The following is a 13,940-nucleotide window of genomic DNA, read 5'->3' as shown; positions in this document are numbered from 1 at the left end:
GGATTTATACAAGGTTGAATATGAGGATAAACTGCATGCCTGACAAGTCCGGTCAGGATTAAGTTTTATTTAGGGTGAATTCACCGGATGGTTACGCATTTATCCATGAAATGTGCCAATTTGACATCAAGATCAGTTACCCCGCCTGCATCGTGCGTTGCAAGCGTTACTTCAACGGTTTTGTAGACATTACTCCATTCCGGATGATGATCGAGTTTTTCCGCCTGCATGGCGACACGGCTCATCCAGCCGAAAGCCTCGTTGAAATTGCTGAATACGAAGGTTTTCGAGATGGCATCGCGTCCGGCCACTTCCGTCCATCCAGTCAGGTCCGCCAACGCCTTGTCCCGATCCGGGCCTTGAAGTTTTTCTGCCATTGCTGATGATCCTCTCACATAATCACACAAGGGTATCGAAAATTCCCATGAAAAGCATCCTTCTCGTCTGTCTCGGCAACATTTGCCGCTCGCCCATGGCGCAAGGCGCTGTGCGCCTGGCTCTCGATGAGGCCGGTATGGCCGGCGTAAAAACAGACAGCGCCGGCACCAGCGGCTGGCATGTCGGTGGCCCGCCTGATCCGCGCGCCGTCAAGGCCGCCCTGATGCGCGATATGGACATATCCGGCCAGCGCGCCCGGCAAGTCGAGGCTGCAGACTTCGACAGGTTCGACATCATTGCCGCCATGGACCGGGACAATTACGCCCGCCTGCGCGAATTACAGCCCGATGGCTCAGCAGGCAGGGTGCACCTGTTCCTTGAATTCGCCGGAGAACTGCCGGTGCGTGAAGTGCCTGACCCCTATTATGGCGGTGAGGACGGCTTTGACCACGCACTCGACCTGATAGAACTGGCTGCCCGCGGCCTTGTCACTCACATAGCGGCCCGTTCGAGATCAGGTTCCTAAAGTGTTCGAGCAACTTTATGGGTTCCACCGAACCCATGTTGCTCGAGAGGATAAACCTCTTCCCGCCCGTAGGGCCCGCCGCCGCGCGATGAACGGGCTGAAAACAGCACGAACTGGCTGACATCGAAAATCCGCGAACGATACAGGTTATGCGCTCCGACATAAGCCTGCACCTGGCGCGGTATGGCTCCGCGCAGGCGGGCAATTGTCACGTGCGGGGTGAATTTGCGCTGCTCCGGCGGCATGCCCAGTGACTGACACACACGCTCATGTATTGCCTGCAGACGCCTGAGATCCGGGCTTTCCTCGACTTTCACATAGAGGGAATGGGGCTTTTTGGTTCCAAATACCCCCATGCCGGCAAGCCCGATATTGAATGCAGGCATGGCAACGACCCGTTGCAGTTCGCCCGTCAGTTCATCAGCCGCCCGGTCGGGAATATCCCCAATAAACCGCAAGGTGAGATGGTAGTTGTCCGGATCAATCCAGCGCGCACCTTCAATGCCGCCTTTCATGATTGCCAGGTCCTGGCCCACATCTGGTGGTAGTTCTACGCCAGTGAACAGTCGAGGCATGGTAAGTCCCTCCTGTGCTATCGCCGAATCAGTGTACGCATCCCAAGGCTAAACCTCCCCACATGACAATCTCAAGTCACGATGCCAGCAAGCGTACCAGCTTGTCGACAGTTGGAGACAATCGCTCGACAATCACGGTAGTACCGGCCGCATTGGGATGAATACCGTCTGCCTGGTTGAGTTTCGGGTCCGCCACGACCCCATCCAGAAAAAACGGATACAGCTCCACACCGTGCTTTTCTGCCAGTTTCGGGTAAATCGCGTTAAACGCAGCCTCGTAATCCTTGCCCATGTTCGGCGGCGCCAGCATGCCGGTCAGCAGCACACCGATGCCACGCTGCTTGAGACGGGCGATAATCGCATCCAGGTTTTTGGCGGTTTCTGCCGGCGAGATGCCGCGCAGCGCATCATTTGCGCCCAGTTCGACAATCACCAGGCCGGAACCATCCGGCACCGACCAGTCAATGCGCGCCAGCCCGCCCTTGCTTGTGTCTCCTGACACACCAGCATTGACAACCTCGACATTCAGCCCGTTTGCCTTCAGGCGCTGTTCCAGGCGCGTGGTAAACGCATCTTCCGGCGGCAGGCCATACCCGGCGGTCAGGCTGTCGCCCAGGGCAACGATAGAGAAGGTCTGCTCCGCCATTGCAGGCGTGACCAGCGGTATCAGGGAGGCTGCCGCCAGCAGTTTTACGGCCTGCCGTCGAGAATGTGATTGCATGATGCGTCGGAATCCCTTGCATGATTACGTCTGGTACACACATAGATCAGGATGACTTTTGATTATTTCAATCAAAAAGTCATAAGCCTGATCGACGACAATAATCTGAAGCGGGATGCGGGCGCAAAACCGCGCGCACTTTTGCTCATCCCGCTTCGGAAACGAAACCTACCTGCAACAAGACGTGGTCTGAACCGGACACACAAACGTTAGGAAGCTCATGGACGCTCGTGTAGACAAAACCGAACCTGGCATTTCAGGACTTGCCGACAAAGGTGGTGCCGTGCGCCTTGACGCCGTGAAGGTCACGCTTTCGTCACGGGCTGGACCCGTCGAAATCCTAAAGGGTATCGATGTCGCCATCGCAGACGGTGAGGCTGTTTCCATTATCGGCCCGTCAGGTTCAGGCAAAACCACGCTTCTCATGGTGATTGCAGGTCTCGAGGCGGCGACCGGTGGTACCGTGCAGGTGGCATCACAGACCCTGAACGGGCTCAATGAGGACCAGTTGGCGGTGTTTCGCCGTGACAATATCGGTATCGTGTTCCAGTCGTTCCACCTGATCCCCGCCATGACCGCGCTGGAAAACGTTGCTGTGCCGCTGGAACTGCGCGGCACCGGCGATGCCTTCGATATGGCCCGCCGGCAACTCAAGCGCGTCGGCCTCGATCATCGCCTGGATCACTATCCCGGCCAGTTGTCTGGCGGTGAGCAGCAGCGCGTGGCGATAGCCCGCGCCCTGGCAGCCGGAGCCAACATTATCCTGGCAGACGAACCCACCGGCAACCTTGATCAGGAAACCGGCCATACCATCATGGACCTGTTGTTCGATCTGCAGGCAACCGGTGAAACCACACTGGTGCTGGTAACCCATGATCCCAACCTGGCGGCACGATGTTCAAGGACCATCGAAATCAGGGATGGCCTGATCCACTCAGACAGCGCTACGCGGTCATGATGCATATTCTGTCAACGGCGCTGCGCCTCGCTTTGCGTGAACTGCGGTCCGGCCTTCAGGGGTTCCGGATATTCCTGGCCTGCCTGATCCTTGGCGTCAGCGCCATTGCCGTGGTTGGCGCGCTGTCGTCGGCGCTCAACACCGGCATTGCCGATGAAGGCCGCTCCCTGATGGGCGGAGACATAGAATTTTCCACGCTTTACGACACTCCAAGCAGCGACCAGCGCAGTTTTATCGCTGCCGCCGGACGGGTCAGCAAGGTGGCCACGCTGCGTGCCATGGCGGCTGTTCCCGACCAGTCATCCGCCCTCGTCGAGGTCAAGGTGGTGGACGGCGCCTACCCGCTTTACGGCAAGTTGCAGCTCAAACCGGAAATGCCGCTCAGCGATGCCTTGCAGCGCGATGCGTCGGGCCGGGCCGGCACCGTGGTCGAAACAGCCCTGCTTGCGCGTCTCGATGTGAAGGTTGGCGACATTGTGCGGGTGGGCACGTCGGATCTGGTGATCAACGCGGCCATCGTCCGCGAACCGGACCGCATATCAGACGGGTTCGTGCTTGGCCCGCGCCTGATGATCTCAACCGACGCCCTGGCCCCGACAGGCCTCTCGCGCCCCGGCAGCCTGATCAACTGGCGCTACCGGGTGGCGCTGCCGCAACCGGCAAACGATACCATGGTGAAACAGCTTGTCGACCAGGCAGGTCCCCTTCTGCAGGACCAGGGATGGAAAGTGCGTTCCCGCGAGAACGCGGCACCCGGCGTACGCCGTTTCATAGACCGGCTCACCTTCTTCCTGTCTCTTGTCGGCCTGACATCGCTTATTGTCGGCGGTGTCGGCGTGGCAAATGCGGTCAAGGCGTTTCTGGAACGGCGCACCAAAAACATTGCAACACTGAAATGCCTTGGCGCATCTGCGCGTCTGGTGTTCTGGACCTATTTCATGGAGGTGCTCATCGTCGCCACCGGCGGGATCATCATCGGCGTGCTGGCCGGTCTCGCCACGCCACCGCTGGCAGCGGCATTGCTGTCGGGCCTGCTGCCGATCCCGGTATCAGTCGGCATCGAGTTCTGGCCGGTCATGCGCGCAGCCTTGTTCGGTTATCTGATCGTGATCGCATTCGCGGTATGGCCGCTGGCGCGCGCCGGGCGCATCCCGCCCAGCGCCCTGTTCCGCGACATGCTGACCAGCAGGATCGCCTGGCCAGGACCTGCGTCATGGCTGGTTATTGCCACCGCGCTTGTGTGCATCTTCATCCTCACACTCACGGCTTTCCCGGATCCACGCGTCACCTATGGCTATGCTGCCGGCATCGTCGCCAGCTTCGCCATTTTGACCGGCATGGCACGATTGATGATGTGGATTGCAGCGCGCACCACGCGCGCCAGATCAGCAGTGATGCGCCTCGCCATAGCAAACCTGCACCGGCCCGGCACCCCGACGCCGTCCGTCGTGCTGTCACTTGGCCTGGGCCTGACCCTGTTTGTCAGCCTGGCGCTCGTCGACAGCAATATTTCCAAGGAGCTGCGGGACAACCTGCCTGATCGGGCCCCCAGTTTCTTCTTCCTGGATGTCCATTCCAGCGAAGCCGACCAATTCGGCAAGACGCTGGTACAGTCAGGCGCTTCAACAGTCAGCCGGGCTCCCATGCTGCGCGGCCGCATCGTCAAGGTGAACGGCGTGCCGGCCGGTGAAGTCAAGGTCAGCGCTGATGCGGCCTGGGCCTTGCGCGGTGATCGCGGCATCACCTATTCGGCCACAGCACCCGAAGGCGGCCAATTGACCGAAGGCGAATGGTGGCCGGCGGATTATTCAGGCAAACCGCTGGTGTCATTTTCCGCCGACATCGCAGAGGGTGTCGGGCTCGAAATCGGTGACACCGTCAGCGTCAACGTGCTGGGCCGGGAAATCACAGCGGAAGTGGCAAATTTCCGTGCCGTTGACTGGCGCTCCCTCCAGATCAACTTCGTCATGATGTTTTCGCCAAATACCTTCGCAGGCGCGCCGCACATGTTTGTGGTGACGGCACAGGCAGATCCAGCACGTGAACTGGATATCCTCAATGCGGTTTCCAGGCCCTACCCGACCATCACGTCGATCCGGGTTCGTGACGCGCTGGATGCGATAAACTCGCTCATGGGCAAGCTCATCACCGCAATCCGTGGCGCCAATGCCGTTACCGTGCTGGCCGGCATTCTGGTCCTCGGCGGCGCACTGGCAACCGGCCTGTCCGGCCGCATCTATGACGCGGTTGTGCTGAAGACCTACGGCGCCACCCGCTCGCAATTGTTGCGGGCGCTGGTCATCGAATATGCGCTGCTCGGCCTGGCAACAGCGGGTTTCGCCATTATCGCGGGCGGCCTGAGCGCCTGGGCGGTTATCACCCAGATACTGGGCCTTGAATGGCAATTTTCCGGCCTGATTGCCATTGCAACTGCTCTGGTGGCACTGGTTGTCACGGTAGCTGCGGGACTGATCACGACCTGGTCGGCATTGCGTGCCAATCCGGCCCGTGTTCTGCGGGTAGACTGACCTGATCCAGATGCGTACAGTCCGGCCAAACTGCACAACGACAATCCGACAGGCAGGATGCTGGCATCATGGTGGTTCTGAACAAGATTTATACCAAGACCGGGGACGACGGGACCACGGGGCTGTCCACCGGCCAGCGGCTGCCCAAGTTCCACGCCCGGATCGCCAGTTACGGCACGGTAGATGAGGCCAACTCTGTGCTCGGCGTCGTGCGGCTGCACACTGCCGGCGACGAGATGAGCGAACTTGATGTCATGCTGGCACGCATCCAGAATGACATGTTCGACCTCGGGGCCGATCTGTGCACACCGGATAACGGCGAGGAACTCGCCTGGGAACCGTTGCGTATCAAGCAGACCCAGGTCGATCGCCTGGAAGCCGAAATTGACCAGCTGAACGACAAGCTGGAGCCATTGCGGTCATTCGTCCTGCCCGGCGGTCACCCGGCGGCAGCCTACCTGCATCAGGCCCGAACCGTGTGCCGCCGCGCTGAACGCCATATTGTCGAACTTGCCTCCATTCCCGGAGAGCAGGTATCGCTGGAAGCTTCTACCTATCTCAACAGGCTGTCTGATTTCATGTTCGTGGCCAGCCGCTGGGTCAATGCCCGTCATAATGGCGATGTGTTGTGGCAACCCGGAGCAACGCAAGACTAACCGGAACCAACCACATGTTTCTGCCACTGCACGACAATACGCCTCTGACGATCATACGCTTCCAGTTTGTAACCGGCGCGCTGATCCTGGCCAATGTAGGCGTCTTTCTGATGATGCAGTACGGCAATCTCGGCATGAGCCAGCTTGCCTTTGCAACATCACTTGGCCTGGTGCCCGGCGAAATCGGCGATCTGTCATTCAGCGAAATGTCGCTGGCCAATATTCCCGAACCGCTGACGCTGATCACCTACACGTTCATTCATGGCGGCTGGATGCACCTTCTGGCCAACATGGCGTTCCTGTGGGTATTTGCCGACAATGTTGAAGATGCATTCGGCCATTTCGGATTTCTGGTGCTGTACTTCGTGTGCGGCATCGTTGCCGCGTCGGCCCATGTGATCGCCAATCCTGATTCGGCCGCACCGCTGGTCGGCGCGTCGGGTGCCGTTTCGGGGATTTTGGGAGCCTATCTGGTACTGTTTCCAAAGGCGCGCGTGTGGGTGCTGCTGTTCATGAAAATCCCGCTGCGCATATCCGCCGGCTGGGCGCTGGCAGCCTGGATCGGCTTTCAGTTCCTGTCGCTTTACCTGGACGAGTCCAAGGGCGAGGTAATCGTGGCCTGGTGGGCGCATATAGGCGGGTTTGCAACCGGATTCCTGATAACCGCCCTGTTCAGGAGCACCCTGGGCGCACGGGCAGCGTGACCGTCAGGCGCTGTCATGCCAATTATGCCGAAAAATTGTGACCAGACGTCGCAATTGACCCCAAATTGACGAATATCGCATTGACGGACCCGATAACTCGCCAATAGGGTCCCGTCCACGCCTCGCACATTTTTGCTTGTGGCGGCTGAATTCACGGGCGCTACCCAATTGGGCGGCTGTCACCATTAATGAAAGAGATTGCCTCAGATGAAAGTACTGGTCGCTGTCAAGCGGGTGGTTGACTATAATGTCAAGATCCGCGTCAAGGCCGATGGTTCGGGTGTCGAACTGGCCAATGTCAAAATGTCGATGAACCCCTTCGACGAAATCGCCGTGGAAGAAGCCCTTCGCCTCAGGGAAGCCGGTACTGCAACAGAGGTTATTGCGGTCTCGGTCGGCCCCCAGCAGGCCCAGGAAACCATCCGCACCGCACTTGCAATGGGCGCTGACCGCGGCATCCTGATCAAGCATGACGAGTATGTTGAACCGCTCGGTGTCGCCAAATTGCTCAAGGCCGTCATCGAAGAGGAAAAGCCCGACCTGGTCATCCTCGGCAAACAGGCCATTGACGACGACTGCAACCAGACCGGCCAGATGCTGTCCGCTCTGATGGGCTGGTCGCAGGCCACGTTCGCCTCCAAGATCGAACTGAACGGCGACAGTGCCGACATTACCCGCGAAATCGACGGTGGCCTGCAGACCATCAAGGTCAAGATGCCGATGATCGTCACCACTGACCTGCGTCTCAACCAGCCGCGTTACGCGTCGCTGCCGAACATCATGAAGGCCAAGAAAAAGCCGCTTGATGAAAAGGTCGCCGCTGACATGGGTGTTGATCTCGCACCGAAACTGAATGTTGTAACGACCGTTGAACCACCGGCACGCCAGGGCGGCAAGAAAGTGGCATCGGTTGCCGAGCTTGTTGACAAGCTGAAGAACGAAGCAGGAGTAATCTGATCATGGCCATTCTCCTCATAGCCGAGCACGACAATGCCGGTCTCAAGGACGCAACCCACAAGGCACTGACCGCCGCCACCCAGATGGGCGGTGATATCAATGTGCTGGTGGCGGGACACAATGCTGACGGTGCCGCCAAGGAAGCCGCAGCACTTGCCGGCGTGGCCAAAGTTCTGCATTGCGATGACGCAATGTTTGAACGGCCACTGGCTGAACCAATGGCGGCGCTCATCGTCGGCCTGATGGCAAGTCACGATGCCATGGTCGCACCGGCAACAACCAGCGGCAAAAACGTTTCCCCGCGCGTTGCAGCCCTGCTCGACGAAATGCAGGTTTCCGGCATCATTGCGGTGAAAAGCGCCGATACGTTCGAACGTCCGATCTATGCCGGCAACGCCGTGCAGACCGTGCAGGCAACAGGTGCCAAGAAGATCGTTACGGTCCTGACAGCCTCATTTGACTCCGCCGGCACCGGTGGTTCCGCGGCAATCGAAAAGATCGATGCACCTGCAGATCCGGGTCTTACATCCTACGTCAGTGAAAACCTGTCCAAGTCGGACCGGCCGGAACTGACCTCTGCCGGCATCATCGTGTCCGGCGGGCGCGGCATGCAGAACGGTGAAAACTTTGCCATGCTGGAAAAAGTCGCCGACAAGCTCAATGCCGCCGTTGGTGCGTCACGCGCCGCGGTCGACGCCGGCTATGTGCCGAACGACTACCAGGTTGGCCAGACCGGCAAGGTGGTTGCGCCGGACCTGTACATTGCCGTCGGTATCTCCGGCGCCATTCAGCACCTTGCAGGCATGAAGGACTCCAAGGTCATCGTGGCGATCAACAAGGACGAAGAAGCACCGATCTTCCAGGTCGCTGATTACGGCCTGGTTGCGGACCTGTTCGAAGCCGTGCCGGCTTTCGACGATGAATTGGCAAAAGCCGGTTACTAGAGCGACATGGGTTCAATTGAACCCATAAAGTTGCTCTAGCACTTTGGAAACGATCGGCTTTGTGGTTTTTGATTGAGCAAATCAAAAACCATGCTGATCTATTGGGTAAGACCCGAGCCGGGAAAGTCTCAAAAAAACACACTTCAACCCGTCTGATGGAAACGTCAGGCGGGTTTTATATTGCACTGCGATAAACTCTCTTGCCGCGCGGCAACACCCGCGATAGGCTCCCGAACTTCGCGGTATGAAGAGACATAGAAAAATATGACGATCAGAAAAATCGGGGTTATCGGTGCGGGCCAGATGGGCTCTGGCATCGCACATGTTTGCGCGTTGTCGGGCTATGATGTGGGTTTGTACGACGTTTCGACAGACAAGATCGAAGAAGGCCTTGCAACCATCAACGGCAACATGGCCCGCCAGGTCAAATCGGAAAAAATAACGGAAGCCGACCGCAAGTCGGCGCTTGAACGGATCGCGCCCTATGGCAGTTTCGACCAGTTTGGTGATGTTGATCTGGTTATTGAATCAGCGGTTGAAGACGAAGACGTAAAACGCAAGATTTTCAACGATCTTTGCCCACATCTCAAACCGGAAGCCATGATCGGCTCCAACACGTCGTCAATTTCCATCACCCGGCTGGCTGCCGGAACGGACCGCCCGGAGCGGTTCATGGGCATCCACTTCATGAACCCGGTACCGGTGATGGAACTGGTAGAACTTATTCGGGGCATTGCCACGGTCGACGAAATTTTCCAGGAGGTGCGCGAGTTTGTCGGCACCATGGACAAGTCGGTAGCTGTTGCGGAGGATTTCCCGGCATTCATCGTTAATCGGGTCTTGCTGCCCATGATCAACGAAGCCGTTTACACGCTATATGAAGGGGTCGGATCGGTGGAAGCCATCGACAAGGCCATGAAACTCGGCGCCAATCACCCGATGGGACCGCTGGAACTGGCCGATTTTATCGGGCTTGATACCTGCCTGTCCATCATGCAGGTGTTGTTCGACGGACTTGCCGACAGCAAGTACCGGCCTTGTCCGTTACTGGTGAAATATGTTGAGGCTGGATGGCTTGGCCGCAAAACCAATCGTGGGTTCTATGACTATCGTGGCGAGACGCCCGTTCCAACCAGATGACGAATTGCCCAAAAGGCAGTTTTGTGGTCAACTGGCTGTGAGGGATTTGGTACGGGGGTACATATATGTCTGAAGAAGTGACAACCGGCCGCGGTATCGCCGGTCTTGTGGGGGCGTTGGGATGGCTGGCCGTGCTCGGTGGCGGCGGTCTTCTGGGTTACGGCGTTTATCTTTTGATGCAGAGTGATTTCGGCGTCGCTGCCGGCGGACCGTTGATGGCCGGTGGTGCTGCAACGCTTACTCTCGGCCTGCTGTGCGTCATCAATGCGACGATGGCGAAGGCGATGATCATAACCGCCAATAACACGGCAAAACTGTTGGACAGCAGTCCGGTTGCAGGCAGTGCGATGATGGTCGCCCCGACCGGTGATGACGATCTGCCGCCAATGAAACCGATACCGGATGCGGATGGCGAAGCGGCGGCGCCTGAACCCGATGGCACTGAAGACCAGAGCGCCGGGGCGGATGAGGCATCTGCGCAAAAGGCGTTTGAACCCGCACCCTACGCTCCACCGCCGGCCCCGATCATTCCGGATACGTCTGATCCGCGCGGATGGCCGCTTGCCATAGATGAATTCAATATTGACGGGCATCTGGCCATGACGCTGGAAGACGGCACGGTTGCGGTTGAAACGCCGCTCGGCTGGCGCCGCCTGCAAAACCTGGACGCAGCGCATGGCTGGCTCGCACAACAACCCCGCTAGGACGGCACAGGGGTTCAATTGAACCGATAACGTGTTTCTGGCACTCTGGAGATGATCAGGATTGCGGATTTTCCGCAATCGCTGCTTCTATCAACCGCTTGGCTTCTTCTCCCGCCCAGTCAGCCGGGCCGAGCAAGCGGCCGATTTCCCTGCCGTCACGATCAACCAGGACCGTCAGGGGCAATCCGTACGCACCCAGTTTTTTCATCGCCTTGGTAGTCTGGTCGACATAAAGCGCAAGATTGTCGGCCTTGATCTCCTTCAGGAATGCAGATGACGCTTCTGCACCTTTCAGATCAACGCTGAGCGCCACGACTTCAAACTGATCGCTGCCGTAAAGTTCCTGGAGCTTGGCCAGGTGGGGCATTTCTGCACGGCACGGCCCGCACCAGGTCGCCCACAGGTTGACCAGCGCAACCCGGCCTTTCCAGTTGCTCATGTCGATTGTGTTGCCGTCGGCATCCTTGAACTCGCCGGTCACGACCTCGGGCCGGTCTTTCTTGAACACAAATGCCGCCATTGCACCGGCGGACAGGGACTTGTCCAGTTGCGACGGTGCGCTGCCCGGCGCGGCTGGCGCAGTCACCGCGACAGCTTTTTGGCTAACCTCTTCATTGCCATTGCTGCCCAACATCGCGTAAACCCCGGCTACGGCAACAGCAAGACCGGCCGCGACAACGCCGAGCATCTTGCTGCGTGATGATGAAGATTGCGGCTTGGGGTTGTTACTGGTCATGGTTTTCCGGGCTCTGGGTTTTTGAACATGCAAACTGATGGCAGGTCATAGATGACAAATAAGATGTGGGGCGGCAGGTTCAACACCGGTCCCGATGAGATAATGGAAAAGATCAATGCCTCGATCAGCTTTGATCAACGTCTTTTTGCACAGGATATCGCAGGATCGATAGCCCATGCCACCATGTTGGGGGAATGCGGCATCATTGCCAAATCAGATGTCCGTGACATCGTGCGCGGGCTCAAGGCCATCGGCAAGGATATTGAAGCGGGCCGGTTTACGTTCTCCGCAGCGCTCGAAGACATTCACATGAACGTGGAAGCCGCCCTGAAGGACCGCATTGGCGATGCTGCCGGCAGGCTGCACACGGCGCGCTCGCGCAATGACCAGGTGGCGACGGATTTCAAGCTTTATGTCCGTGACTGCATGGACATGTTCGATGAGCAGCTGTCGGGCCTGCAGCGCGCACTTGCCGAAAAGGCGCTGGCCCACGCCGATGCCGTGATGCCGGGCTTCACCCACCTGCAGACCGCGCAACCGGTCACTTTCGGTCATCACCTGCTGGCCTATGTGGAGATGATTGCGCGTGACCGCTCACGGTTCGCCGACGCCCGCAGGAGAATGAACGAAAGCCCGCTCGGCGCAGCGGCACTGGCAGGCACATCGTTTCCGATTGATCGGGCCATGACCGCAAAGGCGCTCGGGTTTGACCGCCCGACACGCAACTCGCTCGACAGTGTGGCAGACCGTGATTTTGTGCTGGAAACCCTTGCCGCGGCCTCGATCTGCGCCATGCACCTGTCGCGATTTGCCGAGGAGCTGGTTATCTGGTCGACACCGCAGTTCGGCTTTATCAGACTGTCGGACCGCTTCACCACCGGTTCATCCATCATGCCGCAAAAGAAGAACCCCGATGCAGCCGAACTCATTCGCGCCAAACCGGGCCGCATTCTGGGCGCATTCACCAGCCTCCTGCTGGTCATGAAGGGCCTGCCGCTGGCGTATTCCAAGGACATGCAGGAAGACAAGGAACCGGCTTTCGACGCCATTGACGCACTTTCGCTGGCAATTGCCGCCATGACCGGCATGGCGTCAGACATGGAACCTGTGACCGCCAGGCTCGCAGACGCTGCCGGTTCCGGATATTCAACCGCAACCGATCTTGCCGACTGGCTGGTTCGGGTTCTCGCCATGCCTTTCCGGGATGCCCATCATGTCACCGGCACGCTGGTTGCGATGGCGGAAAAACGCGGTGTGGCGCTGGACGAACTGAGCCTTCAGGACATGCAGGCAGTAGAACAGCGCATGACTTCAGATGTATTCAAGGTCCTGACGCCGGGTGCATCTGCGGGTTCTCGCAAGAGTTTCGGCGGCACGGCACCGGCAAACGTAAGGCGCGAGGCCAAGCGCTGGTTGAAAATCCTGGCCTGACCGGCTGGGCCTGCCGGTCACACTGCGGCGCTCTCACCCAGCTCCAGCATGACGATCTCGGGCGGAGAACCAAATCGTACCGGTGCAATTGAGCACCCGAGCCCGCCGGAAACGACCAGGTGGCGGCCATTTTCAACAACATGGCCATAGGCATAACGGTTCTTGTACCGCGACGGCACCACAGGTGAATAACCGAACAGCCGAACCTGCCCGCCGTGAGTGTGGCCTGACATTGTGACAGATACGCGATCCGGAACAGTGGGGAAAACGTCCGGCTCGTGCGCCATCAGCAATACCGGCGCGGTGTCGGTTACCTTGGCCAGGGTGCCCTCAAGATCATCCATTCCCTGCCAGTGATGCCGGCCATATTTTTTATGTGGCAGCAAAGCCAGTTGATCTCCCAGGCCGGCGATCCAGAAGGCCTTGTCGTCCTTAAGGAGCCTGACGGCGTCATTTTCCAGAACCGGAATTCCTTGCCCTTGCAAGGCGAGCTGGCCGAAAGTGGGCCCGTGACCGGCGCGTTGCGCGCTTTTGTCCTCCCACCAGTCATGATTTCCCAGAACGGAGTAAACCCCCAAAGACGCTTTCAGCTTACCCAGGACCGGTGCCCACGCACTGGAATGCACGTACTCCGTCACCAGGCGCATGCCGGCACTGTAGTCCCCCAGCAGCAGGATTACGTCGGGTCTGAGATCGTTCGTCCTTGCAACAATCTCCTCGATGCGCTCGATGGTCATCCAGGGTTTGCAGGCATGGATATCGGCAATCAGTGCCACCCGCAGTTTCAGCCCGGCAGACCAGTTTGGCGGTGTAAACCTGTATGTCGCGAGACGCAGCCGGTACATTGGCTCAATTGCAAATGCATAGGTGCTCAAGGCGGCCGAAGCTATGAAACCGCCTCCCACAAGCCTGAGGAATTGCCTTCGTGAAATCATTCTCACAATCCAGAAACCCCAAAATACCCGTTATCACAAAGATATCA

15 protein-coding genes are annotated in these 13,940 nt (G+C 58.5%); 10 read left to right on the top strand and 5 right to left on the bottom strand.

Annotated elements, in window-relative coordinates; all coding sequences use genetic code 11:
- Nucleotides 1-80 precede the first annotated feature (80 nt).
- Nucleotides 81-377: a 4a-hydroxytetrahydrobiopterin dehydratase gene (locus tag DHN55_RS05875; protein ID WP_108880404.1), complete on the bottom strand. Its 297-nt coding sequence runs from the start codon at nucleotides 375-377 to the stop codon at nucleotides 81-83.
- Between the two features lie 47 nt (nucleotides 378-424).
- On the opposite strand from DHN55_RS05875, the gene DHN55_RS05870 reads away from it, so the two are divergent.
- Nucleotides 425-904 carry an arsenate reductase/protein-tyrosine-phosphatase family protein gene (locus tag DHN55_RS05870; RefSeq protein WP_108881736.1) on the top strand — a complete coding sequence of 160 codons (480 nt, stop codon included), beginning with the start codon at nucleotides 425-427 and terminating at the stop codon, nucleotides 902-904.
- On the opposite strand, the gene thpR is transcribed toward DHN55_RS05870, so the two are convergent.
- Together thpR and DHN55_RS05860 are read right to left on the bottom strand one after the other, a co-directional pair.
- Nucleotides 901-1,479 (bottom strand): RNA 2',3'-cyclic phosphodiesterase, encoded by a 579-nt coding sequence (gene thpR / locus DHN55_RS05865; RefSeq protein ID WP_108880403.1) that lies wholly within the window; start codon nucleotides 1,477-1,479, stop codon nucleotides 901-903. The two genes, DHN55_RS05870 and thpR, sit on opposite strands and share 4 nt — an antisense overlap.
- Nucleotides 1,480-1,555: 76 nt before the next feature.
- Nucleotides 1,556-2,200 (bottom strand): arylesterase, encoded by a 645-nt coding sequence (locus DHN55_RS05860; RefSeq protein ID WP_443111086.1) that lies wholly within the window; start codon nucleotides 2,198-2,200, stop codon nucleotides 1,556-1,558.
- Between the two features lie 220 nt (nucleotides 2,201-2,420).
- On the opposite strand from DHN55_RS05860, the gene DHN55_RS05855 reads away from it, so the two are divergent.
- The 8 genes from DHN55_RS05855 (at nucleotide 2,421) to DHN55_RS05820 (ending at nucleotide 10,791) form a co-directional block, all read left to right on the top strand.
- On the top strand, nucleotides 2,421-3,158 hold the full coding sequence (locus DHN55_RS05855; protein WP_108880402.1) for an ATP-binding cassette domain-containing protein: 738 nt from the start codon (nucleotides 2,421-2,423) through the stop codon (nucleotides 3,156-3,158).
- Nucleotides 3,155-5,686 (top strand): FtsX-like permease family protein, encoded by a 2,532-nt coding sequence (locus DHN55_RS05850; RefSeq protein ID WP_108880401.1) that lies wholly within the window; start codon nucleotides 3,155-3,157, stop codon nucleotides 5,684-5,686. Before DHN55_RS05855 ends, DHN55_RS05850 begins: the two co-directional genes overlap by 4 nt.
- A 68-nt stretch (nucleotides 5,687-5,754) precedes the next feature.
- Nucleotides 5,755-6,342 (top strand): cob(I)yrinic acid a,c-diamide adenosyltransferase, encoded by a 588-nt coding sequence (locus tag DHN55_RS05845; RefSeq protein WP_108880400.1) that lies wholly within the window; start codon nucleotides 5,755-5,757, stop codon nucleotides 6,340-6,342.
- 14 nt (nucleotides 6,343-6,356) lie between these two features.
- Entirely contained in the window at nucleotides 6,357-7,046 is a 690-nt protein-coding gene (locus DHN55_RS05840) for a rhomboid family intramembrane serine protease (protein ID WP_108880399.1), read from the top strand.
- Nucleotides 7,047-7,253: 207 nt separating this feature from the next.
- Entirely contained in the window at nucleotides 7,254-8,003 is a 750-nt protein-coding gene (locus DHN55_RS05835) for an electron transfer flavoprotein subunit beta/FixA family protein (protein ID WP_108880398.1), read from the top strand.
- Nucleotides 8,004-8,005: 2 nt separating this feature from the next.
- Entirely contained in the window at nucleotides 8,006-8,947 is a 942-nt protein-coding gene (locus DHN55_RS05830; protein WP_108880397.1) for an FAD-binding protein, read from the top strand.
- A gap of 264 nt (nucleotides 8,948-9,211) precedes the next feature.
- Entirely contained in the window at nucleotides 9,212-10,087 is an 876-nt protein-coding gene (locus DHN55_RS05825) for a 3-hydroxybutyryl-CoA dehydrogenase (protein WP_108880396.1), read from the top strand.
- A gap of 65 nt (nucleotides 10,088-10,152) precedes the next feature.
- On the top strand, nucleotides 10,153-10,791 hold the full coding sequence (locus tag DHN55_RS05820; RefSeq protein ID WP_108880395.1) for a hypothetical protein: 639 nt from the start codon (nucleotides 10,153-10,155) through the stop codon (nucleotides 10,789-10,791).
- Between the two features lie 55 nt (nucleotides 10,792-10,846).
- Here the strand turns inward: DHN55_RS05820 and DHN55_RS05815 are convergent, their stop codons facing one another.
- Entirely contained in the window at nucleotides 10,847-11,527 is a 681-nt protein-coding gene (locus tag DHN55_RS05815; protein WP_108880394.1) for a redoxin family protein, read from the bottom strand.
- 51 nt (nucleotides 11,528-11,578) lie between these two features.
- On the opposite strand from DHN55_RS05815, the gene argH reads away from it, so the two are divergent.
- Nucleotides 11,579-12,958, top strand: coding sequence for an argininosuccinate lyase (argH, locus tag DHN55_RS05810; protein WP_108880393.1), 1,380 nt, complete (start codon nucleotides 11,579-11,581; stop codon nucleotides 12,956-12,958).
- Between the two features lie 17 nt (nucleotides 12,959-12,975).
- Here argH and DHN55_RS05805 read toward each other — a convergent pair whose 3' ends face one another.
- Nucleotides 12,976-13,893: a metallophosphoesterase gene (locus DHN55_RS05805; RefSeq protein WP_108880392.1), complete on the bottom strand. Its 918-nt coding sequence runs from the start codon at nucleotides 13,891-13,893 to the stop codon at nucleotides 12,976-12,978.
- Between the last annotated feature and the right edge of the window lie 47 nt (nucleotides 13,894-13,940).

It is taken from the genome of Anderseniella sp. Alg231-50 (assembly GCF_900149695.1).
GTDB lineage: Bacteria > Pseudomonadota > Alphaproteobacteria > Rhizobiales > Aestuariivirgaceae > Anderseniella.
This window is presented reverse-complemented; position numbering and strand designations above follow the sequence as displayed.

Bases quoted from the DNA above. Each gene is read 5' to 3' on its own strand.
- DHN55_RS05805 (WP_108880392.1), bottom strand. From the start codon at position 13,893: ATGATTTCACGAAGGCAATTCCTCAGGCTTGTGGGAGGCGGTTTCATA.
- DHN55_RS05825 (WP_108880396.1), top strand. From the start codon at position 9,212: ATGACGATCAGAAAAATCGGGGTTATCGGTGCGGGCCAGATGGGCTCT.
- DHN55_RS05830 (WP_108880397.1), top strand. From the start codon at position 8,006: ATGGCCATTCTCCTCATAGCCGAGCACGACAATGCCGGTCTCAAGGAC.
- thpR (WP_108880403.1), bottom strand. From the start codon at position 1,479: ATGCCTCGACTGTTCACTGGCGTAGAACTACCACCAGATGTGGGCCAG.
- DHN55_RS05850 (WP_108880401.1), top strand. From the start codon at position 3,155: ATGATGCATATTCTGTCAACGGCGCTGCGCCTCGCTTTGCGTGAACTG.
- argH (WP_108880393.1), top strand. From the start codon at position 11,579: ATGACAAATAAGATGTGGGGCGGCAGGTTCAACACCGGTCCCGATGAG.
- DHN55_RS05860 (WP_443111086.1), bottom strand. From the start codon at position 2,200: ATGCAATCACATTCTCGACGGCAGGCCGTAAAACTGCTGGCGGCAGCC.
- DHN55_RS05835 (WP_108880398.1), top strand. From the start codon at position 7,254: ATGAAAGTACTGGTCGCTGTCAAGCGGGTGGTTGACTATAATGTCAAG.
- DHN55_RS05855 (WP_108880402.1), top strand. From the start codon at position 2,421: ATGGACGCTCGTGTAGACAAAACCGAACCTGGCATTTCAGGACTTGCC.
- DHN55_RS05845 (WP_108880400.1), top strand. From the start codon at position 5,755: ATGGTGGTTCTGAACAAGATTTATACCAAGACCGGGGACGACGGGACC.
- DHN55_RS05820 (WP_108880395.1), top strand. From the start codon at position 10,153: ATGTCTGAAGAAGTGACAACCGGCCGCGGTATCGCCGGTCTTGTGGGG.
- DHN55_RS05815 (WP_108880394.1), bottom strand. From the start codon at position 11,527: ATGACCAGTAACAACCCCAAGCCGCAATCTTCATCATCACGCAGCAAG.
- DHN55_RS05840 (WP_108880399.1), top strand. From the start codon at position 6,357: ATGTTTCTGCCACTGCACGACAATACGCCTCTGACGATCATACGCTTC.
- DHN55_RS05875 (WP_108880404.1), bottom strand. From the start codon at position 377: ATGGCAGAAAAACTTCAAGGCCCGGATCGGGACAAGGCGTTGGCGGAC.
- DHN55_RS05870 (WP_108881736.1), top strand. From the start codon at position 425: ATGAAAAGCATCCTTCTCGTCTGTCTCGGCAACATTTGCCGCTCGCCC.